The organism is Ruegeria sp. YTSA219, from assembly GCF_059609985.1.
The window spans coordinates 1-24,323 of record NZ_JBXWMT010000007.1 but is presented as its reverse complement, the minus strand read 5'-3'; the positions used below and the strand labels follow the sequence as shown (position 1 = coordinate 24,323).

The window sequence follows — 24,323 nt, the reverse complement described above, 5'->3', positions numbered from 1 at the left end:
TTGGGTCTGACGGTCGGAGCTTTAATCTGTCAGCGGATCACCGACCCGCATGATTTCCCACTCTAGCGTGATGCCGCTTGTTTCGTAAACCTTTTTTCGCACATCTTCGCCCAACCCTTCGAGGTCGGCAGCGGTGGCAGAGCCGGTGTTGATCAGAAAATTGGAATGCTTGGGGCTCATCTGCGCCCCGCCCCGCATCACGCCCCGCATTCCCGCGTCGTCGATCACCTTCCAGGCCTTGAGGTCATGCACATCATCCGCGCGACCGGTTGAGGAAAATCCCGCCGGATTGCGAAAGGTCGAGCCCGCGCTGCGATCTTTGGTCGGCTGGGTCTCATCCCGCTTTTTCAACTGCGAGTCCATGCGGGCATGCAGTTCATCAGGATCATCTAGGGGGCCTTCGAACGTGGCCGAGATCAGCACCGCACCCTCAGGCAGATCCGACTGACGATAGCGAAAATTCAGTTCTTCGGGCGTCAGATCGACGACCTGCCCTTGCCGCGTAATGATCGTCGCCTTGCACAGAACATCCGCCGTATAGCTGCCATAACATCCCGCATTCATCCGCACAGCGCCGCCAATCGACCCCGGAATGGTTCGCAAAAACGTCAGGTCCACGCCCGCATCAGCTGCCTTGCGCGCCACATGCGCATCCAGCGCTGCCGCGCCTGCGGTGACAATGTTGCCCTCAATCGAGATGCCATTAAATCCCCGGCCCAACCGGATCACTACGGCGCGCAGCCCACCGTCCCGGACGATCAGGTTTGAGCCGACGCCCATCGGGAAAACCGTGATATCGTCAGGCAAGTCGCGCAGAAACTGCTGCAGGTCTTCCTGGTCGGCGGGTTGAAAGAGGTAATCCGCCGGTCCTCCGACCCGCAACCAGGTCAGATCATTCAGCGGGCGGTTCTGGGTGAGCTTGCCGCGTGGCGAGGGAACAGAAGTCATGGCCGCTAATTCGCGGATTCGAACCGCCAAAGCAAGCTGTATCCGCTATTGCGCGGCACCCAGGATCCGACGCAACCACCGGCCCAGATAAATCACGGGCCAACGCAGTACCGAGATCCCAGCAACCAGAACAATCAACCCGATCCACGGACCGTTCTGCAGCGTGACATAGCCAACGATAGGAATACCCGCAGCAATCAAGAAATAGGCGCGGGTCCAGTGATTATCCTTGCTGGGGATCATCGCCAGGACATTCGCAACAACTCCCCACAGGGCGGCAAGGGCAATGGACCAATTCATTCGTCGTCCCCTCGGCCTGTCCAACGTTGCCAATAGTGGCGAATTGGGTTTCGGAACATGGATGCAAAAGCCGCAAAGCCCAGGACCGAAAAGAACCAGCCGAAATCGTAACCCAGCCAGACAATCAGCGCCGGCGCAACGATAACCAACACAATCCCCGGTGGAAATTGCAGGCGCATCGGTAGCATGGCCACGATAGTCGATGCTATGACCCACAACCCTGCAAATAATACCGAATACGACAAATCTTGCCTCCGAGACCGCTTTTTCTGCGGTTGCACGATCACTCTTTAGGGTTGCACCACAAAAGAGTCCATTACGTCACATCGCCTGTTATTTCTGCAAGCGCGAAGGCAGGCCATTGGCCCAGGCGCTGATCGTACCGGCACCAAGGCAGACAACCATGTCTCCGGGGCGGGCCTGTTCACGAACCAGGCGTTCAAGATCGGATTCGTCCATCAAAGCGCGGGCATGTCGATGCCCATGCCGGATCAGCCCCTGAACCAGGTCATCGCGGGACGCCCCTTCGATCGGGTCCTCTCCGGCAGCGAAAATATCGGCGATGGCAACAACGTCGGCGTCATTGAAACAGGTACAGAAATCATCGAACAGATTAGACAAACGCGAATACCTGTGGGGTTGATGGACCGCTATCACTCGGCCTTCGGTGGCCTGGCGTGCGGCTTTCAGAACCGCTGCGATTTCAACCGGGTGGTGACCGTAATCGTCGATGATCGTGACGCCATCGACCTCACCCACTTTGGTAAAGCGACGATTGACGCCACCGAAATTAGCCAACGCTTCGCGGATTTCGGCGGCTTTCATGCCCAGGTGGCGGGCAACAGCGACGGCCGACAATGCGTTCGAGACGTTGTGGTCGCCGGGCATCGGCAGGGTGCAACCCTCGATCCTCTTGTCTTCGTATTGCAGGTGAATGTCGAAATGTGCGACGCCGCCCTTATAGGTCAGGTTCTCGGCCCGCACATCCGCCTGCGCGTTGAAACCATAAGTCCGCACGCGCCGGTCTGTTATGCGACCCACCAGTGTTTGCACTTCGGCGTGGTCGGTGCAGCAGACGGCAAGCCCGTAAAACGGCAGGTTCGAGACAAATTCGTAGAACCCGTCGCGCAGCTGGTCGAAATCGCCCCAATGTTCCATATGCTCGGGGTCGATATTGGTGACAATGGCAATGGTCGCAGGCAGACGGTTGAACGAGCCGTCGGATTCGTCCGCCTCGACCACCATCCATTCGCCCTGCCCCATCCGCGCGTTCGAGCCATAAGCGTGAATGATACCGCCATTGATCACGGTCGGGTCAAATTCCCCTGCCACCATCAGTTCAGCCATCATCGTGGTGGTGGTGGTCTTGCCGTGGGTTCCGGCAATGGCAATGTTGGATTTCAAGCGCATCAATTCGGCCAGCATATCGGCCCGACGCACCACTGGCAGGCCGCGCGCACGGGCACCGTCCAGCTCCGGGTTGCCCGGTTTGATCGCGGTCGACACCACAACCACGGCGGCGTTCTCAAGGTTTTCAGCACTTTGACCGACAAAGATCTCGGCCCCCAGACCCGCCAAACGGTCGGTGATCTTCGACGCCTTCAGGTCCGAGCCTTGAACCCGATAGCCCAGATTTAAAAGCACCTCGGCAATGCCCGACATCCCGATCCCGCCGATACCCACGAAATGGATCGGCCCGACATCCTGCGGCAGTTTGGTTGCTGGGGTCATGCGGTCTCCTTCTGCGCCAACTGTTCGACCTGGGCGACCAAACGCTCGGTCGCGTCCGGTGCGCCGGTCGATAAGGCGGCATGGGCCATCTTTTGCGCGGCTTCGGGGTTTGTCAGAACTGCGGTGATTTGCTGTGTCAGCGAAGGAACGTCAAGCAGGTTCTCTGGGATCATGATTGCCCCTCCGGCCTGAACCAGCCCGCGTGCATTGGCGGTCTGATGATCGCCCGCTGCGGCGGCATACGGGATCAGGATCGAGGGCCGTCCGATGACGGAAATATCCGCAACACTTGACGCACCTGAGCGTGATATCACCAGCTGCGCATCGGACATACGACGGGGCACATCCTGAAAGAACGGTTTCACTTCGGCACGGATACCGTGGTCGTCATAAAACGCGGAAACACGGGCGCCGTCTTCGTCACGGGCCTGATGTGCGACACGAATATGGCGGCGCATCTCATCAGGCAGCGCGGCAATCGCTTCGGGCACAATCTGACTAAGGATGCGCGCACCTTGCGAGCCACCCATCACCAGGATCGACATCGGGTAATCGCCCGGTGGGATATAGCCCGCCGCAGCCCGGTCCAGCACGGCGGCCCGAACCGGGTTGCCGGTATGTATGCCCTTTGCACCGTCCGGCAGATCAGTCGGCCAGACACCACAAGCCACCTGCGCCACGCGGGTCGCAAACAGCTGATTCACGCGGCCCAAAACGCCGTTCTGTTCATGGATCATGCGCGGGATCTTCAACATCGTCGCAGCGCCCAGCGCTGGGATCGAGGGGTAACCGCCAAAGCCGACCACGACGTCCGGTCGGTCGCGCAGCATCTGAAACGCCATACCGGCGACACCACCTGCGATCTTGGGACCGACCATCAGTTTGGCGGGCAGTCCGCCACGAGCGAAGGTTGCCGAGGACGCCTCGACAATTTCAGTCGAATGCGGAAAGCCACCCGTATATCGTGCGCCGCGCGTATCGGTGGACAAGCGCACACGCCAGCCCCTGTGCAGCATCGCCTCGGCTAGCGCCTGAGCCGGGAACATGTGGCCCCCGGTCCCGCCAGCCGCAATCAGAAGGTAGGGTTTGCCCATCAGCCTCGTCCGCGTAGAATATCACCAAGTTCGCCCTGAGGGCGGGTGCGGGTAAACGCCAGAAGCATGCCGATTGCAATACCACCTGCAATCAGCGAGGACCCACCATAGCTGACGAACGGCAAAGTCATGCCTTTGGCAGGCAAAAGGCGCACGGCGACGCCCATATTGATCATCGCCTGAACCCCGAACATGCAGGCCAGACCGGTACCCGCAAGACGGATGAACATGTCGCGCTCGCGCATCAGCCGCAGCAATGACCGCACGACGATCAGGGAATACAGCGCGATGATGATCAGCACCAGGATCAGGCCATATTCCTCGGCCGCGACAGCGATGATGAAATCCGTATGGGCATCGGGCAGCGACCATTTAACCTGCCCTTCACCCACGCCGACACCGAAAAGCCCGCCCTCGCGGATCGCATTGGTGGCATAGCCCAGCTGGGTGGTCGGATCGACCTCTTGGTTCAGAAATCCGTCAATACGTCGGGCGAAATGTTCCGAGTTGGAATAGGCAAACATACCGCCTAGCACGACAAACCCCGCCATACCAACCAGCAACAACATCGGCGCACCGGCAACGAAATACATCACGCCCCAGCCAAACAGGATCAGGCAGGCCTGACCAAAATCGGGCTGCATAACCAACATGGCGACAATCGCCATGCACAGCGCAAAAGACCATAGCCGACCGGGCGGGCCGTTGATCTGTTGTGACGCGGCCAGCAACCAGGCCGCCACAACGATAAACCCGGGTTTCAGAAATTCAGACGGCTGCAGCGAGGCAAAGCCAAGCGAATACCAACGCACCGCACCTTTGCCAAAATCTGTGCCAAAGACGGGAAGGAAGACCAGCGCGACAAAAGCAGCAAGAAACCCCAACACCGCCAGACGTCGAACCAGTGTGGGCGACATCATCGAAGTCAGCAGCATCGCAACAAGCGCCAATCCGCCGAACAACGCCTGGCGTTCGACATAATGGAACGGATCGAACCCGTTGCGACCAGCCAGCGGCGGCGATGAGGCCAACCCCAGCAACAGCCCGATGACAAACAGGATCAGTACGCAGGACATCGTCCAACGATCAATCGTCCGCCACCACTTCGGTAGAATCGGTTCTCCGCGCTGGTCTTGGACCGCGCCATACACCATCTCAGTCATGAGATACCGCCACTATCTGCCTCGTCAACGCCCCGTTTTCGGGGTCTACGTGCGAGTCTACAGGGGTTTTAGCGTTTGGGCTAGTGGAATGACGCCGCAACAGGGGGAAATTGGCGCCTTCAAGCCAGTGATCCGCTTCAGGGCTTCCCGTCCCGGGCGTTCGGATCACCTAGGGAACAAGATCGTTGTGCTTTTTCCCCCTGGATTCGACCAATTCAGCCTTTTTTCCCAGTTGAACTGTGACTTGGGAAATGCGCGTGATCACTGAACCGCCCTCCTGTGCAGAGCGTCATATTGAGCTTCTTTGTCGGGCGTATTCTGGCACATGGTATTCCGGCCAATATCACAAATGTTCCAACTGCCAATTTCATTCCATTTTCCCAAACCAATCAGAGGACGGAGCCACAGTCACGGACGGACGTTTGCAGCGCGTTTTTACGTCTCCCCCTTGCCATCCCAGCCATTCCACGCCATCCCCCGCGCATGACTTATGATACGATCATCCTGGGCGCCGGTGCTGCTGGCTTGATGTGTGCCGCCCATTGCGTTGGGCGCGTTCTGGTGATCGATCACGCGAAGGCGCCGGGTGAGAAAATCCGCATATCGGGCGGCGGGCGGTGCAATTTCACCAATATGTATGCAGGGTCAGGCAACTTCCTGTCTCAGAACCCGCATTTCTGTAAGTCCGCATTGGCGCGCTACACGCAGTGGGATTTCATTGAAATGGTCGGGCGTCATGACATCGCTTGGCACGAGAAAACACTGGGACAGCTGTTCTGCGACGGTTCCTCGAAACAGATCATCCAAATGTTGCTGGATGAAATAGAGCGCGCCGGGGCCGAGCTGTGGGTAAGGACCGAGATGAAGGACCTGCGCAAAACCGACACTGGTTTCGCGCTGACGGTTGAGCGCGAGGGGCAGCGTCATGCCCTGACCTGCACCAATCTGGTACTGGCCACAGGCGGCAAGTCGATCCCTAAAATGGGGGCGACGGGTCTGGCTTATGACATCGCGCACCAGTTTGGATTGCGGATGACCGAGACACGCGCGGCTCTGGTGCCGTTCACCTTTTCCGATGGCAGGTTCAAGGACCTGTCCGGCGTCTCGCTGCCGACGCGGCTGTCGAACGACCGGACCAGCTTTGACGAGGCTTTGCTTTTCACCCATCGCGGCCTCAGCGGACCAGCTGCGCTGCAACTATCCTCATACTGGCGCGAGGGTGAGGCGATCCGGGTCAACCTCATCCAGGATATGCCACTGTTCGACCTGCTGCGAGATCAGCGCCAAAACAGCGGACGCAAAGCCCTGACTACTGAACTTTCCCGGCAGTTACCCGCGCGATTGGTCGATTTCCTGAGCCAACACATTCCCATGCAGGGCAATCTGGCCGACCAATCGGACACTGCCCTTTCGGACCTGGTCGAGGCCCTGTCGAACTGGCATCTGACCCCTTCCGGGACCGAAGGCTATCGCACCGCCGAGGTCACGCTGGGCGGCATCGACACCGATGATCTGTCGTCAAAAACGATGGAGGCCAGGGATGTCCCCGGCCTCTATGCGATAGGTGAAGCGGTGGATGTCACCGGTTGGCTGGGTGGGTACAATTTCCAATGGGCATGGTCCTCAGGCCATGCCGCTGGAACTGCAATCGCCAGTCGTGGTTAGCCGACACGGTATTTGCGCGGCACTAGCCGACGACGTTGTACCCACGGCCACGCATGCAGTTACGCACCAACACTTCTTTGTTCTGGTTCTTGTTGATCACATCCGCACCGGCGCCAACCAACGCACCTGCAACTGCAGCACGGCCCAGATTATCGCTGCTGTCCTGTACGATCCCGGTCACTGCGGCTGCGCCAACGGCGCCGATGGCTGCATTCCCGGCCGTGGTGCCATCAACAGATGCCTGCGATGCCGCAAGCTGTTGGCACTGCTGCAGATCAACGTTGTAATTCGGGCCAACCGGACCATCGATGATCGGTTGGTAGTTTGCGCCAGTGTTGGTGCAGGCACCCGCAATCAGAATGGCAGGCAGGATCAGGGAAAACTTACGATATGGCATAGTCATAACCTCGTGTTGAATTTGACGGGTAGCAAAACCAAAAAATATGGCGCGTCAAGCTGATAGCATCTCAGCTTGGCCCAACCGGCGATCTATTGCAAATGGCGTGTCCTAAAGCCGTTTGCGAACCTGTTCGGCAAAATCCTCACCGCGTTGTTCGAAATTGTCATATTGATCAAAGCTGGCTGCGGCAGGGGCCAGCAGAATCGTCTCGCCCGACTGCGCGTCGTTCATTGCCTGTTCAACGGCTTCTGCCATTGTGGTGCAAACCACGGTATCTGCCTGTAACTGCATTGCAAATCCGGCAGCTTCGCGCCCGATCACATAAGCCTTGAGCACATGTTCACTGGCTGAGTTGAGTGCAGACAACCCGCCCTCTTTCTCAAGCCCGCCACAGATCCAGCGGACCTTCTTGAACGCGTTCAACGCCTTTACAGCGCTGTCGACATTGGTCGCCTTTGAATCGTTCACATAGGTGACCCCATCCGCTTCGGCAATGATCTGACTGCGATGCGGCAGGCCCGGATAGCTGTGCAACGCATCCTGAATGATCCGTGGGGCCAACCCCAACGCGCGGCACGTGGCGTAGGCGGCACAGGCATTCTGGTGATTATGTGCACCGGGCAGACCTTTGATCTCGCGCAGGTCAATCGACCCCGCCTGTCGCCCCTTGCGATATTCCGACAGGAACCCTTTGCGCGCAAATACCTGCCATCCGGGTCCGGTCAACTTGCGGGCAACCGAAATACGGATCACCCGGTCATCCGTTGGCGCTTCGGCCAGCTGACCAGCCAGAAAGGCGCCTTCGTCCTCATCCACGCCGATCACGGCACGGTCAGGGCCACCTTCGGCAAACAGACGGCGCTTGGCGGCGAAATAGCCCCCCGTGCCGCCGTGACGATCCAGATGATCCGGTGACAGATTGGTGAAAACGGCCACATCAGGTGTCAGCGACCGCGCAAGCTCTGTCTGATAGCTCGACAACTCCAACACCACGACCGAGCCATTGCCCCCTGGATCAATGTCCAAAACGCCTCGGCCGATATTCCCCGCCAGCTGTGCCTCACGGCCGGCTTCGATAAGGATATGATGGATAAGGGCGGCGGTGGTTGATTTCCCGTTCGACCCGGTCACCGCAACCACGCGGGGCGGAGTATCCAGATTGTCCCATTCCGGCCCGGCAAACGAGCGGAAAAACAAACCGATATCGTTATCCACGGGCACCCCGGCCTCAAGCGCGGCAGCCACCACAGGGTTCGGCGATGGGTAGAGATGCGGTATCCCGGGCGAGACAATCAGACAGGCAACCTCATCAAACGCCCCGTGGCGTCCCAGATCCTGACAGCTGAACCCTTCAGCTTCGGCCGCAGCGCGCGCAGCCGGATTGTCATCCCAGCAGACGGGTTCAGCCTTACCGGCCCGCAAGGCGCGCGCCGTGGTCAGGCCGGACCGACCCAGCCCCAGAACCGCAACTTTCTGTCCTGAAAACCCTTTGACCGGGATCATTCGTGCACTCCATCCTTGCAGTTTGCCGCGCAGACTACCCTGTACAGGCCGCGAGGTGGAATGCAAGCGCGGTTAGCTGGACTTATTTGCGCGCAAGACATCCAAGTTTTTCCGGACCGTTACCGTGTTTGGATGCTCGAACCCTAGAGCCTTCTCAAGAATGCCCAGCGCCTCGCGACAAAGCGGCTCGGCTTCACCGTAACGCCTCGTTGCTACCAACAACCCTGCGAGGTTGTTGAGATCGGTTGCATAGCTGGGATGCTCGTCTCCAAGCGCGTTGCGGTCAATTTCCAGCGCCTCACGATAAAGTGGCTCGGCCTCATCGTAGCGACCCGTTGCCTCCAGCAACCCCGCTAGGTTGTTGAGATCGATTGCATAGTCGGGGTGCTCGGAGCCCAGGGCAATGCGGTCAATCTCCAGTGCCTTGCGATAAAGCGGCTCGGCCTCATCATAGCGTGCCATTTCCTTCAGCAACTCCGCAAGGTTGTTGAGTCTGATCGCATAGTTCGGATGCTCGACACCGATCGTTTTGCGACCAATATCAAGCGCCTCGCGATAAAGCGGTTCAGCCTCATCGTAACGACCCGTTGCAGTCAGCAAACCGGCGAGATTATTGAGGTCAATTGCATAGTCGGGGTGCTCTACCCCGTGCGCCTTACGGTCAATCTCCAGCGCCTCGCGAAAAAGCGGCTCGGCTTTATCGTAACGCCCCATTGTCCTCAGCAACAGGGCGAGGTTGTTAAGACGGGTGGCATAAATTGGATGTTCGACACCAAGCACGTCGCGGTCGATCTGCAGCGCCTCGCGATAGAGCGGCTCGGCCTGATCATAGCGGCCCAACGCATTTAAATTGATTGCGTGTTGATTAAGTGCCTCAGCGAGAGGTCCCGCAGCCTCATTCGAGCGCGCAAACTCCAAAAGTTCGCCACTGAAACGCAAAGCCGATTCGTAATTCTCTGAGCGCTGGGCAAGATCACTGGCTTTTTGCAAGTTCTCAAAACGAGCGTCCAATTTTGCTGCACGGGCGTAGTGCTCTGCGGCATCAGCCCAGCGGACTTCGGCCTCAGCAATCTCTCCTCGACCGAAGGCTGCGCGCGCGGCTTCCTCGATCTCCAGTTTGCGACGCTCCTCAATTTCGGCAAACAAATCATCCGCGATGGAGTAGTCGCCTTTTTCCAAAGCCTCCCGCGCCTCTGCCAGACGATCCCCGCCGATTTCATTGCCGGATCGTTCCAACAACGCTTCTAACTCGGCAATACGTTTTCGCGCTGTTGCAAGCGACGCGTCTGGATTGGCCATCTGATTTTTAAGCTCAGCGATCTGCGCAGTTAACTGCGCTTTCTCATCATCATGGGCAGTTGCAAGTTTCTGCTCTAAGTGATGCTCTCGTTTTTCTAGAATCGCCAAATGCTGATCCAGAGTCAGCACGTTGACGTCCGGAAGCGGGGTTGGTTTAGGGTCGTCGTGCAGGGGTTTTGATTTTGGCGATATCCATTGAATACAAAACCAGATCGCACCCAGTACCATCCCGATTAACGTCAAGAAAACTGCGACCGCAGCCGAAATTGCCGTCACCCTGTTTTGGTGATCCTCATCCCCAAACCAAGCCCAAATGGAAAACCCAAAACCTGCAAGCCAATCCAACGCCGCACCAATCCACAATCTATTGCGCCACCATACCGGCATGTGGCGCGTTTGGAAGGTGGGTTTCGCCTGAGTTCGGGCGAAACTTGCAAGGAAAAGGCCTTGTTAGCGCACTTTCAGCGTGGCCAGACCGATCATCGCCAGGATCAGAGAGATGATCCAGAACCGGATCACGATGGTGGGTTCGGCCCAGCCTTTTTTCTCATAGTGATGATGGATCGGCGCCATCAGGAACACGCGGCGTCCTGTGCGTTTGAAGTACAGCACCTGGATGATCACGCTCAGCGCTTCGACCACGAACAGACCTCCGACGACTGCAAGGACCAGCTCGTGTTTGGTGGCGACCGCAATTGCGCCCAAAGCACCGCCTAGGGCAAGCGATCCGGTATCGCCCATGAACACGGCTGCAGGCGGCGCGTTGTACCATAGAAACCCAAGGCCAGCACCGAACAGGGCCGAAGTGAAAATAAAGATCTCGCCGGTTCCGGGCACGTAATGCACATCCAGATACTCGGTGAAGTCGACCCGGCCCACCGCATAGGCGATAATCCCCAGGGTCGATGCGGCGATCATTGCGGGCATGATCGCCAGCCCGTCCAGCCCGTCGGTCAGGTTCACCGCATTTGCTGACCCAACGATCACGACAATCGCGAAGGGAATGTAGAATATTCCCAGATTGAGCAGCGTGTCTTTGAATACCGGCACAGCAAGCTGATTCTGCAGCGCCTCGGGGTGGTGCATCGTGGCCCAGACCGAGGCCAAAACCGCGATAATCACCCCAAGTCCCAGCCGCATTTTTCCCGAAACGCCTTTGGTGTTCTGTTTGGAGACTTTGGCATAGTCATCTGCAAACCCGATGGCGGCATAGGCCAGCGTCACGAATAAGACCATCCAGACATAGGGGTTGTCCCAGCGTGCCCAGACCAGTGTGGATGTGACAAGCGCGCCCACGATCAGCAAGCCGCCCATGGTCGGCGTACCCGCTTTGGAAAAGTGCCCCTCGGGGCCATCATCGCGGATCGGTTGGCCTTTGCCCTGCTTGCGGCGCAGCACATTGATCAGCGGTTTACCGAAGATAAAGCCGAAAATCAGCGCCGTCATAAAGGCACCGCCCGCCCGGAATGTGATGTACCGGAAGAGGTTGAAAAAGTCCCCTCCGTCCGACAGGCCGGTCAACCAATAGAGCATATCAATACCTTTCCCGTGCGCCGATCATGGCTCAAGCGCGTCCCCTTGCCCCATTTTCCGCAAACCGTCAACAATACGCGCCAACGCCATGCTGAGTGATCCTTTGGCAAGAACAGTGTCGCCTGCGCAGATCAGCTCTGGCAGCCGTTCAGCCATCTCAACGCTGGTCTCAAACCAAAGTCCGCGCTTTTCCGCTGGCAACGCATCGTAAAGCGCTTTCATAAGCGGGCCAATGCAGTGAACCTGATCCATCTGCGTCATAGCCGCGACATTCGCCATCGCTGCATGCATGGGGATCTCTTGCGCGCCCAGCTCTTTCATATCACCCAGAAACGCGATCCGGCGCATGCCCTGTGAGGCGGCCAAAACTTCCAAGGCAGCCTCCATCGAAGTTGGATTGGCGTTATAGCTGTCGTCCAGCAATTCGATCTGACCACCACCGGCCAGCGAAATCTGCTCGCGAACGCCGCGACCTTTTACCGGCGACCAGTTGCGCAGGCCGGTGATGGCGTCGTTCAGGTCAACACCAAGTTCAACGCAGGCGGCCAATGCCCCAAGCGCATTCATGGCGAAATGAGTGCCTGCTGATTGCACATCAAAAGAGATGTCTTTTCCGTCGACGCTGGCCGTTGCATGGACCGAGTCAGGTTTTTGCACAACTCCGGTCAGCACGTAATCTGACGCAGCGCGCCCAAAACCAACGATCCCTGCCCCGGCCTCATTTGCAATTTGGCGCAGGATGTCGGCGTGTTCGATATCCGCATTCACGATGGCCGCGCCGCCTGGAGCCAACCCTTCGAATATCGCGGCTTTTTCCTCTGCAATACCGGCGACCGAGTCGAACGCCTCAAGATGGACTGCCGCGACGGTGGTAACCAAGGCCACATGCGGGCGGGCCTGACGCGCGAGCGGAGCGATCTCTCCGGGGTGGTTCATCCCGATCTCTATCACGGCAAATTCGGTGTCACGCGGCATCCGGGCAAGCGTCAGCGGCACACCCCAATGGTTGTTGTAACTGGCAACGCTGGCATGGGTTTTCCCCTGCGTTTCCAGAATATTGGCTAGCATTTCCTTGGTCGATGTCTTACCAACGCTACCGGTCACGCCAACCACGCGCGCCTCGGTCCGGGCGCGGGCCGCCTGCCCCAGTGCCTCAAGCCCGGTCTGTACGTCTTCGACGATCAGTAACCGCGCGTCCGGGGAAACGCCCTCGGGTATCTGCGAGACCAGCGCTGCGCCTGCGCCCTTCTCAAGCGCTTGCGCCACAAAATCGTGGCCATCGCGCGCCGCCTTCAGCGCAACAAACAGATCTCCGGGCTGCAATGTGCGGGTGTCGATGGATACGCCATTGACCTGCCAATCGGCGGTGGCACGCCCACCCGTGGCCGCAGCGGCCTCGGCCGCAGTCCAGAGCGTCATGCCACCCTCCCGTCCAGGGCGGCCACGCTAATGCTGGCTTGCTCAACGTCATCGAATGGCAATACCTGATCGCCCACGATCTGTCCTGTCTCGTGCCCTTTTCCGGCGATCAGCAAGGCATCACCCGGTTGCAGGGCATCTATGCCGCGCAGGATGGCTTCGGCACGATCACCCACTTCGGTTGCCTCGGGCGCGCCCAGCATCACAGCGGTACGAATGGTAGCTGGGTCTTCGGTGCGAGGATTGTCGTCGGTGACAAATACCACATCAGCGTTATTGGCCGCAGCCTTGCCCATCAGCGGGCGCTTGGTCGCATCACGATCTCCGCCGGCACCGATGACGGCGATAAGCCGGCCCATAACATGAGGGCGCAAAGCCTTGAGTGCCGTGGCCACAGCATCTGGCGTATGGGCGTAATCGACAAACACAGCAGCCCCGTTTTCACGCGTCGCAGCCAGTTGCATCCGTCCCCGGACCGTCGTCAGATGTGGCAGGGTCTCGAAAACACGCCTGGGATCTTCGCCACCAGCGATCACCAGCCCACATGCCAGCAGGATGTTTTCAGCCTGGAACCCACCGATCAGGTTCAATCGGGTCTGATATACCTTACCCTGCCACGAAAACCGCAGATCCTGCCCGGTTGCATCAAAGCGCTGATTGAGCAGACACAGATCTGCATCACCCAATCCAACGGTCAGCACATTTTGCCCACGGGTTTCAGCGATACGACGAACCTGCCCACCCTTTGGATCGCTCATGTTGACCACAACCGTGCCGTCCTGAGGCAACACGCGGTCGAAAAGTCCTGCTTTGGCGGCAAAATACGCCTCGAAGGTTTCGTGATAATCCAGATGATCCTGGGTGAAATTCGAGAAACCCGCTGCCGCCAACTGTACCCCGTCCAGGCGGCGCTGCTCGAGACCATGCGAGGATGCTTCCATCGCGGCATGTGTCACACCGTTCTCAGCCGCGTCGGCCAAACACCGATGCAGGGTGATCGGTTCGGGCGTTGTATGCGCCAAAGGGGCAGTCCATGCGCCCTCGACCCCGGTTGTGCCCAGGTTGACGGCCGCATGACCCAGTTCCATCCAGATTTGGCGGACAAAGGTCGCGACAGAGGTTTTACCATTGGTCCCCGTCACAGCCACGATGGTCTGAGGTTGCTTTCCGAACCACAGTGCTGCGCATCCTGCCAGCGCCTGCCTTGGGTCTTCAACCACCACCAGCGCGGCATCCGACCCCGCAAGCACGCCCGCTGCGACCTCGGCCCCTTCGGCATCGGTGAGGATTGCGGCGGCCCCCATTCGCAGAGCATATTGAATGAACTCTGCGCCATGGACGCGCGTTCCCGGAAGTGCCGCAAACAGATAACCGTCTTTGACCTCGCGGCTATCAACGGCCAACCCGGTAATCTCAGGGTTTGCACCCGCACGTGCGGTCAGGGCCAGTTGGCTGAGTTTCTTAGTCCTAGTGCCCATGACCCACCTTTCGCCGGACGCCTAATTCGAGGTCAGCGTTATAGCAGCGCGCGCCTCAGGCTCAAGCCGGGGGCGCAATCCCAACAAGGGCGCGACACGCCCGATCAGCTCCGCAGCCACAGGTACGGCTGTCCACCCTGCTGTACGGCGTTTTTCGCCATAGGCCACGATGGAAGGTTCATCCAGAGTGACGATAAGTACGTACTTCGGATCATAGGCCGGGAAGATCGTCGCAAAAGTGGCGATGACTTTGTCATCATAGTACCCACCGCGCGGCTTCGGTTTGTCTGCCGTACCGGTTTTACCTGCCACGTCATAGCCGGCGACATCGCCAAAGCTCGCTGTGCCGTCGGTGACAACCTTGCGCAGCATCTTCTGCGCCTGCGTCGCAGCGCCCAGAGACATCACGCGCGGGCCATATTGTGACCCGCTCCTGCGCAGAATCGTTGGGCTGACATAATACCCGCCATTGGCAATCGCCGCATATCCCGCCGCCAGATGCATCGGGCTGGTCGACAAGCCATGGCCATAAGAAATGGTCACTGTGCTCAGCTCACCCCATTTCTTGGGCTTGAGCGGCTCGCCACCTTTTGCTTCGACAATCTCGAACGGGGTCGGTTCGAACATGCCCAGCGAACGCAGGAATTCCTGTTGCCGCTGCGCGCCAATTTGCAGCGCCAGACGCCCAGTACCCCGGTTCGAGCTGTGGACGATCACATCCGCCACGCTGATCTTTCCGTAATTCTTGCCGTTGAACTCACCAATCGGAAAACGACCGATTTTCATCGGACCCGAGGTGTCGATGATCGTTTCAGAATTCACCAGACCAAGCTGAATTGCCTGCGCGGCGGTGAATATCTTGAACACCGATCCCAACTCGTACACGCCCTGCACATAGCGGTTGAACAAGGGGCTGTCCGAAGGGTCAAACCCCGACGTCGGGGGGCGCGGGCGATCATTAGGATCAAAGGATGGCAGCGACGCCGCCGAGATGACCTCGCCCGTATGCGCATCCATCAAAACGGCTGAGGCGCCTTTGGCGTTCATGATCTTCATGCCACCAAAAAGCACCTGTTCGACAGCGGCCTGTACGGTCAGATCCAGCGAGAGTTGCAGCGGCTTGTTTCCGTTGGCAGGGTCCCGCAGATAATCGTCGAACTGCTTTTCAATCCCGGCCACGCCGATCACCTCGGCAGCGCTCACGCCTTCACGTCCAAAACCTGACCCGCCAAGGATATGTGCTGCCAGCTTGCCATTCGGGTAAAGGCGCATTTCGCGGGGGCCAAACAGAATACCTGGATCACCGATGTCATGCACGGCTTGCTTCTGCTCGGGCGAGATACGCTTTTTGATCCACAGGAACTTGCGGTTGCCAGTGAAATCCTTGATCAGACGGTCTTTTTCCAAATCCGGGAAGATTGCCACCAGTTGATCCGCGGCGGCAATCGGATCGATCATCAACGGCGGCTGGGCATAGACGGAATAGGTGTCCAGGTTGGTCGCCAGAATGCGCCCTTCGCGGTCAACAATATTGGCGCGCTGCATCGCGATTGTGGCACCGGGGGCGTTGGCCAAGGGTTCTTGCGCCTCGGATGTCGCAAGCATCCCCATCCGAACGCCAACCACCGAGAAGGCGCAAAAGAAGAAAAGACCCAGCACCAGCAAACGGCCTTCGGCCCGAGCGCGGGCCCTGTCCTTCATATCTTCATGGCGCTTCTGGATGTTTTCGCGCTCGATAACCTTGGGGTTTTCACCGCGTGCGCGCGCATCCAGGACACGGGCCAGAGGGCGGAGGGGCGTGCGCGTCATGGGAACTGCACCTCTCCCAACGCCTTAATGTTGGTTATCGCCTGCAATTCGATGGGATCGACAATCGGAAGATCCGGATCCTCGGCATAGGCAACCTGATCCGCGCGTCCAAACTGCTCAGCTCGCAAGGGCAGCAGGCCGAGACGTTCAAAATTCAGATCCGCCAGCTCTCGAAGACGATCAGGACGGTTCAAATAAGCCCATTCCGCATTCAGAACGGCCAGTCGGACCTGTGCCACGCCGATCTCTCGTTGCAGTGTTTGCGTTTCTTTCACAACTTGCTGGGTGCGGTAGTTCTCTTGATACGCCCAAAGGGCCACCCCGAACACGGCCAAGGCAGTCAACACATACAATACACTCTTCATTTTGCCCTTCCCCCTAGTTGCGGCATCCCAATGGCGCGAGCTTCAATTTCCCCCGCCGGAGCCTCGGTGCGCACAGCGACACGCAGCTTGGCTGAGCGCGAACGCGGATTTTCTTGTAATTCCTGCTCGTCCGGCCCCACTGCCTTACGGGTTTTGAGCGTAAATTGCGGCTGGTCCTGCGCAATTTCGGGCGCATAGCGATTTGCCCGACCTGTTTTGCCAGCCCGCGACTGAAAGAACCGCTTGACCATGCGGTCTTCGATCGAATGAAACGTCACAACAGCCAGCTGCCCGCCAGGTTTCAGCGCGCGCTCAGCGGCCATCAGGCCCTGGAACAATTCTTCATATTCTGCATTTACCGCGATGCGCAGCCCCTGAAAGCTGCGTGTCGCGGGATGCGATTGACCGGGTTTGGGCCTGGGCAGACAGGATTCGATAAGCCCCACCAACCGCAAGGTGGTTGTGATCGGCTCTTCCGCCCGCGCCTTGACGATAGCCCTGGCAATTCGCCTGCTGGCGCGTTCTTCACCATAGTGAAACAGGATGTCGGCCAGCTGCGCTTCGCTTGCGGTGTTGACCAGATCAGCCGCGCTTTCGCCGTCCTGGCTCATGCGCATGTCCAGCGGGCCGTCCTTCATAAAGGAAAAGCCACGCTCGGCCAAATCCAGCTGCATCGAGGAAACCCCAAGGTCCAGCACCACCCCGTCCAAGTTCTGCGCGTATTCGTCCAGACGCGAAAAGACGCCGGGCTGCATCACCAGCCGATCACTATAGCCCTTGGCCCAGTCCGCAGCCATTTCAAAGGCCAGCGGATCACGATCAACGCCGACGACCTTGTCCGCGCCTGCCTCGAGCAGGCCACGGGTATATCCTCCGGCACCAAAGGTTCCGTCCAACCAAACGCCCGACACCGGAGAGACTGCAGCCAGCAAAGGGCGCAATAATACCGGAATATGTGGTTTGTCAGAAGAGGTTTGCGCACCGGCCATGCCGTCACGCGTCCCCGACGCCATCTAGGAACACCAAAGGATCGAAATCCTCGGGTTGATCATCCAGCCATTCCTCGGCGGCCGCCAATTCATCAGACTCGTAGGTTTCAGGCTTCCAGATCTGGAACGTGTCGCCAGCGGCAATAAAGAAGGCTTCACCCTCTAGGTCAATCTTGCTGCGCAGCTTGGCGGGTAGAACCAGACGCCCGGTCTCATCCACGTTTGTCGGAAAGGATTGCCCGTGGAACATGCGCTGCAATGTCTTCCGCTGCATTGAACCCCGTGGAAGCGCATCAATCTTGGCGTCAACTTCGTCAATCGCCTGCATAGTATAGCATTCAAGGAATTTGCGCCGGTGGTCGCCATAAACAATTACAAGTTCGGGATTGTCACCGGGCTGCCAGTTGGGATCAGAAGCTTCAAGCACACGGCGAAACGAGGCCGGGATCGAGACCCTGCCCTTCGTGTCCACCTTATGGTGGCTTTCACCTCTAAACCTGCGCGCCAAGACGACTGTCCCTTTCGCTTGCGCCCCACTTGAAATTCTCACTCCCCCCAGAATTAAAACGGCGGGTTGATCTGCTGCCACTGATCAACCCGCCGCATTGACCCGCTTTGCGGGATGTCCAGCTGCGCGCGCCACCTGGGGGGATGTCTGCTCGCCCGCGCGCCGGATCTCTTGATTGATGAAAGCGAGATGCCTGTATGAAACCTGATTTTATTGGTTCGGGGTCGTTTAGCGCCCCATGTGCCTCGTCCTCATCGGATAACTAAGGGATGACATGGGAATTTATGGAAATCAACAGAAAATTTCTCACATTCACGTCCCAACTCACAATGTACTCGATAAGAAAATGAATGGAAACTCTATTTACACACCAGAATTAGAACACAACCACCTAAAAGCAACCATATATAGACAAATCAGAGAAATTATAAGCGTCCCATGAATTCCCAACTTTTTTCACTTTCATCGATTCCCTGTAGATAGAGCCAGCAAATCCTCCATTCCAAACTACGAATCAACAAAGGTGGCTCGGTTCCCACGCACTCCCAAGTTACTAAAAACCACCTGAACCCACGATTTCCCATATACGCACGACCACAGCCATTCGGCTTCTTCGATAACCGTACCGAAGCAATCGGACCTTACGTCACGATCCTATGGTTTTCAGTGGAACCGCATTAGAAGCGACACCCTTGGCGCAACTCAAACCCATATTTTTAAGGCATATTCGATTGCCAACATTCAACTCTTTGATATCCATGCATTTGCTGCATAGCAGCATTGACGACGTCAACTATTGTGCAATCGCAGCATTTGCTTATTTTCATCCTCAAGCAAACGCCGAAACACTTCGGCACCAACATACGAAACGGGTTACGCAGATGGGTGTAGCAACACAACAAACCGCTCTGAGAAGCGCTCCGGCATTCGGCCTGGCTTCGATGATCGAAACCGCAAAGACCCGGTTTGCACGCTATCGGGCCTACCGCCAGACGGTTAACGAACTGTCCGAGCTGTCCGATCGCGAGTTGGCCGATCTGGGCCTGCACCGCTCAATGATCCGTCGGCTGGCAATGCAGGCCGCAGAAGAACAATTCGCGCGTTAAGCGCACAGCAATACAGAGATCAGACCCTACTCCTCCCTTGGGTCTGTAATCTGCGGCAACGTCTCTCCTCCTCCCTGACGTTGCCGCCTTTTATACCGGCCCTGAACGCCGGAAGCAGATACATCGGGGCTCTCCTCCTCCCTGCCCTGATGTTGAAAGTACGCGGCGACGTCTCTCCTCCTCCCTGACGTCGCCGCGTCTTCCTCATACCGGGATCAAACCCGGGTTCGGATACATCGGGGCTCTCCTCCTCCCTGCCTTGGTGTTGAAAAGAACGGCGGTTTCCTTCCTCCTCCCTGGGAACCGCCGTTTTTCGTTTCTCCCAAAGAAAAAGGCGCCCACCCAGGCGCCTTTCAAAACATTGAGCATGCGCCGTCAGGCGCATTCCTTTTGGTTAAAACGGAACGTCGTCCTTCGGAAAAAGATACTGGGCAACAACCTTCTTGGTGCCCGCCTTGTCGAACGCGACCTCAACCTTGTCGCCCTCGATGCCCTCCACAGCGCCATAGCCGAATTTCTTGTGAAACACCCGTTCGCCCAGCGTGAAACTTGCCACTGCGGTTGCGTCGATCACCGTGTTGCGGGTTTCGCGCGGTTGCGACATGCCATATTGTCCCTGCCGCGCCTGCAGCCGTTTCCAGCCGGGTGAGTTATAGACATTTGCCTCAGCCGCGCGGGTTTCGATCCCGGCCGAGGGCTGCCCCCCGCCATAGAGTCCCGGAGGCGTCAGAACCTCGACATGCTCCTCGGGCAGTTCGTCAATAAACCGTGATGGCATCGAATTCTGCCATTGCCCGAACACCCGGCGGTTGGCGGCAAAGGAAATCGTACAGACCTCTTCGGCACGGGTGATGCCCACATAGGCCAGGCGCCGTTCCTCTTCGAGCCCCTTGATTCCGGTCTCGTCCATCGACCGCTGCGACGGGAACAAGCCATCCTCCCAACCCGGCAGGAACACGGCGGGAAACTCCAGCCCCTTGGCCGCATGCAAAGTCATGATCGAGACCTTTGCCCCATCCGTTTCCTTTTCATTGTCCATGACCAGGCTGACATGTTCCAAGAACCCTTGCAGGTTCTCGAAATTGTCCAGCTGGTTGACCAGTTCCTTGAGGTTTTCCAGCCGCCCCGGCGCCTCGGGCGTTTTCTCATTCTGCCAATGGGCGGTATAGCCGGATTCATCCAGCACGATCTGCGCCAGTTCGATATGCGTGTGCTCGGGCGCGCCATAGCGGATCGGAGACACCCCGTCATCAATGACGGTGTCATCATCCACTTCGATCCGTGGTCCGCGTGTCATCGCATTCCACCGAGCCAGCCCGTCGATCAACTCGCGCAGCGCCTTGCCACCCTTGCCCTTGATCAGCCCCTGCTCGACCACGATCCGCGCCCCTTCGACCAGGGACACCCCGTTTTCACGCGCCACCACTTGAATGGTCTGCTGCGCCTTGTCCCCAAGGCCGCGCTTGGGCGTGTTTACGATCCGCTCGAACGCCAGATCATCCTCGGGGCTGACCACCAACCGGAAATAGGCCATGGCATCGCGAATCTCCATCCGCTCATAAAACCGTGGCCCGCCGATCACCTTGTAGGGCATCCCGATGGTCAGGAACCGATCCTCGAACGCGCGCATCTGGTGCGACGCGCGCACGAGGATAGCCATTTCGTCCAGGTTCATCGGACGCACGCCACGCGTCCCGCTCTGCATCGCGTCGATCTCTTCTCCGATCCAACGCGCCTCTTCCTCACCATCCCAATGGCCAATCAGGCGAACCTTTTCACCCTCTTCTCTGTCGGTCCAAAGCTCTTTGCCCAACCGGCTTTCATTGCCCCGAATAACGTTCGAAGCCGCCGCCAGAATATGCGGGGTCGAGCGGTAGTTCTGTTCCAGCCGAACCACAAAAGCACCGGGAAAATCTTTCTCGAACCGCAGGATGTTGCCTACCTCGGCCCCGCGCCAGCCATAGATCGACTGATCGTCATCGCCAACACAGCAGATATTCTTATGCCCCCCGGCCAGCAGACGCAGCCAGAGATATTGGGCGACGTTGGTATCCTGATACTCGTCCACAAGGATGTAGCGGAACCAGCGCTGGTATTGCTCCAGAACATCCGGATGGGTTTGAAAGATCGTGACCATGTGCAACAGCAGATCGCCGAAATCCACCGCATTCAGCTCACGCAGGCGGGTCTGGTATTGGGCATAAAGCTCAATGCCTTTGTTATTATAAGCTCCGGCATCCGCAGCAGGCACTCTATCTGGCGTCAGCGCGCGGTTTTTCCAGTCATCAATGATCCCGGCCAGCATCCGCGCAGGCCAGCGTTTGTCGTCGATATTGGCTGCCTGAGTCAGTTGCTTGAGCAAGCGCTTTTGGTCATCCGTATCCAAAATGGTAAAATTCGACTTGAGGCCCGCCAGTTCGGCATGGCGGCGCAACAGTTTGACGCAGATCGCGTGGAACGTTCCCAGCCACGGCATCCCTTCGGCAGGTCGGCCCAGCATGCGCCCGACCCGTTCTTTCATCTCGCGCGCGGCCTTGTTGGTGAAGGTCACGGCCAGAATCTCATTCTCACGCACCCGATGAGATCTGAGCAGATGGGTGATCCGCGCGGTCAGTGCCTTGGTCTTGCCCGTGCCGGCACCTGCCAGCATCAAAACCGGACCGTCCAGCCGCTCGACCGCTTCGCGCTGTGCCGGGTTGAGGTCGTTCAAATAGTCGACAGCCACCGCAGGCATCGCCCGCGCCGACAGCAATGCGCCCTCGAAGGCGTCCATTTCGTCAAAACTGCTCATACTCTCAAACTACGCCGGATGGGCGCAAAGGGAAAGGCTTTGTTCACGGCTTGTTCACAAGCTTTTAAGATTTTCCTTGCGTTCAATTCCAACCAAATGAAGCGGTGTTCGACTGATGCCATTAACTCTCTGTAAAGCCTTAGGTCAGATGCTTGGCCCAAAGGTTTGGGAGCATATGGATATGGCATTGGCTGAGCGGGGGACGATCAATCATCGACTCAAATGGACCGGGATCACCCTATTGCTGATCAGCCTCGCCATTGGTTCGGGTTGGGGTGTCTATAGGCTTCCTGCGCCCTTGGTGGAACGGATGCTGCGGACAGATATCCTCAAACAGTCAGAATTGTGGAAACGCCGGGTTGTTTTGCATCTTGAAGACCCCGAAACAACGCTGCGAACCGGCCATATAGACGGGCATGACGCAGAGTTTCTGACCTCGATGCCCGAAGCATCGGATGTCTACCGGTTCAGGTTGTTCGACACGAGTGGACGTGTGGTCTGGTCCACTCGTCAAGGTGAGGTCGGCCTGAGCGAAGACAGCGCGTTCTTTCGCGCCGATGTTGCCCGGGGAATGGTGTACTATTTACAAGAGGTTGTGCCCCTATCCGAGATTGACGGCTTGGACTTGCACACAGGCAACATTCAGAACTCCAGTGCGCATCACATAGTCAAAGTCTTTATGCCGGTTACCAAAAACGGTCGCTTCATCGGTGCGATAGAGTTTTTTACCGATATCTCGGATTTGCGGGCGACCTTCATAACCCGGCTGAGAATTTCGCTGATCGTTCTAAGCGGTGTGGCCCTGTTGGCGCTGGCGATGGTGTCATTGGTGACCTACAGGACCAACCGGGCGCAACTGCGCTCTTTGCACAAACAATCCGAGAAAGAGCGTGATCTGATGGCAGACCAGCTCCGCCTGGCGCGTGAGGTGCGGCTGCTAGGGGAGCTGAACGAATGGCTGCAATCCAGCCGTTCGCTGGATGAACTGTTCGATATGGTTTCGCGCTTTATGACCCATATCCTGCCCGAAGCAGAGGGCAGCGTTTACGTCTACTCGAACTCGCGCGATGTGCTTGATGGCTGTGCCAGTTGGAACGGCGGCACCCATAAGGCACATATCCACCCCGAGGGGTGCTGGGGTCTGCGCCGGGGGCGTACCTATGAATTCGGCGCCTCCGAGATTGATTTCATCTGCGAACATGCGGAACCGCATGACGGGCGCCAATATTTCTGTTTTCCGATTCTGGCTCATGGCGAGACGGTTGGATTGTTGCATCTTCGGGCACATGAAAACTGCGAAGAAGAGTTTCACGTCAGCAGGAAACTGGCGCAGCTCTGTGCTGAACAGATCAGCATGGCCATTGCAAATGTGAGGATGCGCGATCAGCTGCACGACCAGTCCGTGCGTGATCCTTTGACCGGACTGTTCAACCGTCGTCATATGACGGAAACCCTGCGCAAGTCTATTTCACGCAGTCAACAGACCGGTGTACCGCTGAGCCTGATCGCCGTTGATGTCGATCATTTCAAGAAGTTCAACGACACTCATGGCCATGATGCAGGCGACATGGTGCTGCGCGCAGTCGGAGCCGCCTTGGAACAGGGCTGTGACCGGGACGAGGTTGCCTGCCGTATTGGTGGTGAGGAATTCATGCTGATCTTGCCGGACAACACCCCGGATGACGCGGTGAGCCGTGCCGAGAAATTACGGCAGTCGGTCGAAGCGGTTTCGGTCCGATACGGTGACAAGTCGCTGCCGCGAATAACGATTTCGGTTGGTTTATCGCATTACCCGGCGCACGGCACCATGCCGCAAGATTTAATGCGCGCCGCCGATGACGCGCTGTATATGGCAAAAGACAAAGGGCGCAATCAGGTGCAAGTCGCCAAGGGAACGCCAACCGAAACCGGGTCCGCTGATAGCAACGGCCAAAAGGTTCGGACTTCAGGCCCAGTCGCGGCGGCGTGAAGCTCTAGCTAATACTTAGCAAAAACTTCACTTACCCGGCGCCTGATTGCGCGGGCAAGGTAGCCACTTCTATACTTGTTAGCTTTCTCCAAGATCTTGGCCACATCGCGATCTTGCCAACCGTCCTAGCCAGCCCTATCGCCTTTGAGCGGCACAATCCCTAGGTTCTGGACCTATTAATTTGGTTGCCGTCATCCCGCCTGCGTGATTCATACCCGTGAGTTTCAGGGGTATGACATGAGCAATCTATTCT

At 57.9% G+C, this 24,323-nt stretch carries 20 protein-coding genes; 3 read left to right on the top strand and 17 right to left on the bottom strand.

The window, feature by feature from the left end; genetic code table 11:
• Positions 1 to 21: 21 nt before the first annotated feature.
• Genes murB through ftsW form a run of 6 tightly spaced genes read right to left on the bottom strand, consistent with a single transcriptional unit; the run spans position 22 to position 5,236 of the window.
• A complete protein-coding gene (gene murB, locus AC2FFB_RS11355) occupies positions 22 to 948 on the bottom strand; it encodes a UDP-N-acetylmuramate dehydrogenase (protein ID WP_142635030.1) in 927 nt (308 codons plus the stop codon).
• Positions 949 to 993: 45 nt separating this feature from the next.
• Positions 994 to 1,248, bottom strand: coding sequence for a DUF2484 family protein (locus tag AC2FFB_RS11350; RefSeq protein WP_142635031.1), 255 nt, complete (start codon positions 1,246 to 1,248; stop codon positions 994 to 996).
• Positions 1,245 to 1,529 (bottom strand): DUF2484 family protein, encoded by a 285-nt coding sequence (locus AC2FFB_RS11345; protein ID WP_496874912.1) that lies wholly within the window; start codon positions 1,527 to 1,529, stop codon positions 1,245 to 1,247. Before AC2FFB_RS11345 ends, AC2FFB_RS11350 begins: the two co-directional genes overlap by 4 nt.
• 52 nt (positions 1,530 to 1,581) lie before the next feature.
• Positions 1,582 to 2,979 carry a UDP-N-acetylmuramate--L-alanine ligase gene (gene murC, locus AC2FFB_RS11340; protein WP_282021454.1) on the bottom strand — a complete coding sequence of 466 codons (1,398 nt, stop codon included), beginning with the start codon at positions 2,977 to 2,979 and terminating at the stop codon, positions 1,582 to 1,584.
• Positions 2,976 to 4,073, bottom strand: a complete 1,098-nt coding sequence (locus AC2FFB_RS11335; RefSeq protein WP_142635037.1) for a UDP-N-acetylglucosamine--N-acetylmuramyl-(pentapeptide) pyrophosphoryl-undecaprenol N-acetylglucosamine transferase — start codon at positions 4,071 to 4,073, stop codon at positions 2,976 to 2,978. The genes murC and AC2FFB_RS11335 overlap by 4 nt, the downstream gene beginning before the upstream one ends.
• Positions 4,073 to 5,236: a putative lipid II flippase FtsW gene (gene ftsW / locus AC2FFB_RS11330; protein WP_142635039.1), complete on the bottom strand. Its 1,164-nt coding sequence runs from the start codon at positions 5,234 to 5,236 to the stop codon at positions 4,073 to 4,075. Before ftsW ends, AC2FFB_RS11335 begins: the two co-directional genes overlap by 1 nt.
• Positions 5,237 to 5,719: 483 nt before the next feature.
• Here ftsW and AC2FFB_RS11325 point away from each other — a divergent pair, with 483 nt between their 5' ends.
• A complete protein-coding gene (locus tag AC2FFB_RS11325; RefSeq protein WP_142635040.1) occupies positions 5,720 to 6,901 on the top strand; it encodes a BaiN/RdsA family NAD(P)/FAD-dependent oxidoreductase in 1,182 nt (393 codons plus the stop codon).
• Positions 6,902 to 6,923: 22 nt separating this feature from the next.
• Here AC2FFB_RS11325 and AC2FFB_RS11320 read toward each other — a convergent pair whose 3' ends face one another.
• The 10 genes from AC2FFB_RS11320 to mraZ all read right to left on the bottom strand — a co-directional run bounded on the left by AC2FFB_RS11320 (position 6,924) and on the right by mraZ (position 18,168).
• Entirely contained in the window at positions 6,924 to 7,298 is a 375-nt protein-coding gene (locus AC2FFB_RS11320; protein ID WP_246097157.1) for a glycine zipper family protein, read from the bottom strand.
• Between the two features lie 111 nt (positions 7,299 to 7,409).
• Complete coding sequence (murD, locus tag AC2FFB_RS11315) at positions 7,410 to 8,804, bottom strand: UDP-N-acetylmuramoyl-L-alanine--D-glutamate ligase (RefSeq protein ID WP_496713006.1); 1,395 nt, start codon at positions 8,802 to 8,804, stop codon at positions 7,410 to 7,412.
• 72 nt (positions 8,805 to 8,876) lie between these two features.
• Entirely contained in the window at positions 8,877 to 10,490 is a 1,614-nt protein-coding gene (locus AC2FFB_RS11310) for a tetratricopeptide repeat protein (protein WP_496874911.1), read from the bottom strand.
• A 63-nt stretch (positions 10,491 to 10,553) separates the two neighbouring features.
• Complete coding sequence (gene mraY, locus AC2FFB_RS11305) at positions 10,554 to 11,636, bottom strand: phospho-N-acetylmuramoyl-pentapeptide-transferase (protein ID WP_496689709.1); 1,083 nt, start codon at positions 11,634 to 11,636, stop codon at positions 10,554 to 10,556.
• Between the two features lie 24 nt (positions 11,637 to 11,660).
• Positions 11,661 to 13,055 (bottom strand): UDP-N-acetylmuramoyl-tripeptide--D-alanyl-D-alanine ligase, encoded by a 1,395-nt coding sequence (locus AC2FFB_RS11300; RefSeq protein ID WP_496874910.1) that lies wholly within the window; start codon positions 13,053 to 13,055, stop codon positions 11,661 to 11,663.
• Entirely contained in the window at positions 13,052 to 14,533 is a 1,482-nt protein-coding gene (locus AC2FFB_RS11295) for a UDP-N-acetylmuramoyl-L-alanyl-D-glutamate--2,6-diaminopimelate ligase (protein WP_496693958.1), read from the bottom strand. Before AC2FFB_RS11295 ends, AC2FFB_RS11300 begins: the two co-directional genes overlap by 4 nt.
• Before the next feature lie 21 nt (positions 14,534 to 14,554).
• Entirely contained in the window at positions 14,555 to 16,342 is a 1,788-nt protein-coding gene (locus tag AC2FFB_RS11290) for a peptidoglycan D,D-transpeptidase FtsI family protein (RefSeq protein ID WP_142635051.1), read from the bottom strand.
• Positions 16,339 to 16,707 (bottom strand): cell division protein FtsL, encoded by a 369-nt coding sequence (ftsL, locus tag AC2FFB_RS11285; protein ID WP_142635053.1) that lies wholly within the window; start codon positions 16,705 to 16,707, stop codon positions 16,339 to 16,341. The genes AC2FFB_RS11290 and ftsL overlap by 4 nt, the downstream gene beginning before the upstream one ends.
• Complete coding sequence (gene rsmH / locus AC2FFB_RS11280) at positions 16,704 to 17,696, bottom strand: 16S rRNA (cytosine(1402)-N(4))-methyltransferase RsmH (RefSeq protein ID WP_142635189.1); 993 nt, start codon at positions 17,694 to 17,696, stop codon at positions 16,704 to 16,706. The genes ftsL and rsmH overlap by 4 nt, the downstream gene beginning before the upstream one ends.
• A gap of 4 nt (positions 17,697 to 17,700) precedes the next feature.
• On the bottom strand, positions 17,701 to 18,168 hold the full coding sequence (gene mraZ / locus AC2FFB_RS11275) for a division/cell wall cluster transcriptional repressor MraZ (protein ID WP_246097158.1): 468 nt from the start codon (positions 18,166 to 18,168) through the stop codon (positions 17,701 to 17,703).
• Positions 18,169 to 19,085: 917 nt separating this feature from the next.
• Between mraZ and AC2FFB_RS11270 the strand changes: the two genes are divergently transcribed.
• The gene (locus AC2FFB_RS11270) at positions 19,086 to 19,310 is read left to right on the top strand and encodes a DUF1127 domain-containing protein (RefSeq protein WP_142635057.1); all 225 of its coding nucleotides are present in this window, start codon (positions 19,086 to 19,088) and stop codon (positions 19,308 to 19,310) included.
• Between the two features lie 394 nt (positions 19,311 to 19,704).
• Here the strand turns inward: AC2FFB_RS11270 and AC2FFB_RS11265 are convergent, their stop codons facing one another.
• Positions 19,705 to 22,101 carry an ATP-dependent helicase gene (locus AC2FFB_RS11265; RefSeq protein WP_142635059.1) on the bottom strand — a complete coding sequence of 799 codons (2,397 nt, stop codon included), beginning with the start codon at positions 22,099 to 22,101 and terminating at the stop codon, positions 19,705 to 19,707.
• A 181-nt stretch (positions 22,102 to 22,282) separates the two neighbouring features.
• Here AC2FFB_RS11265 and AC2FFB_RS11260 point away from each other — a divergent pair, with 181 nt between their 5' ends.
• The gene (locus tag AC2FFB_RS11260; RefSeq protein ID WP_496874965.1) at positions 22,283 to 24,070 is read left to right on the top strand and encodes a sensor domain-containing diguanylate cyclase; all 1,788 of its coding nucleotides are present in this window, start codon (positions 22,283 to 22,285) and stop codon (positions 24,068 to 24,070) included.
• Positions 24,071 to 24,323: the final 253 nt, after the last annotated feature.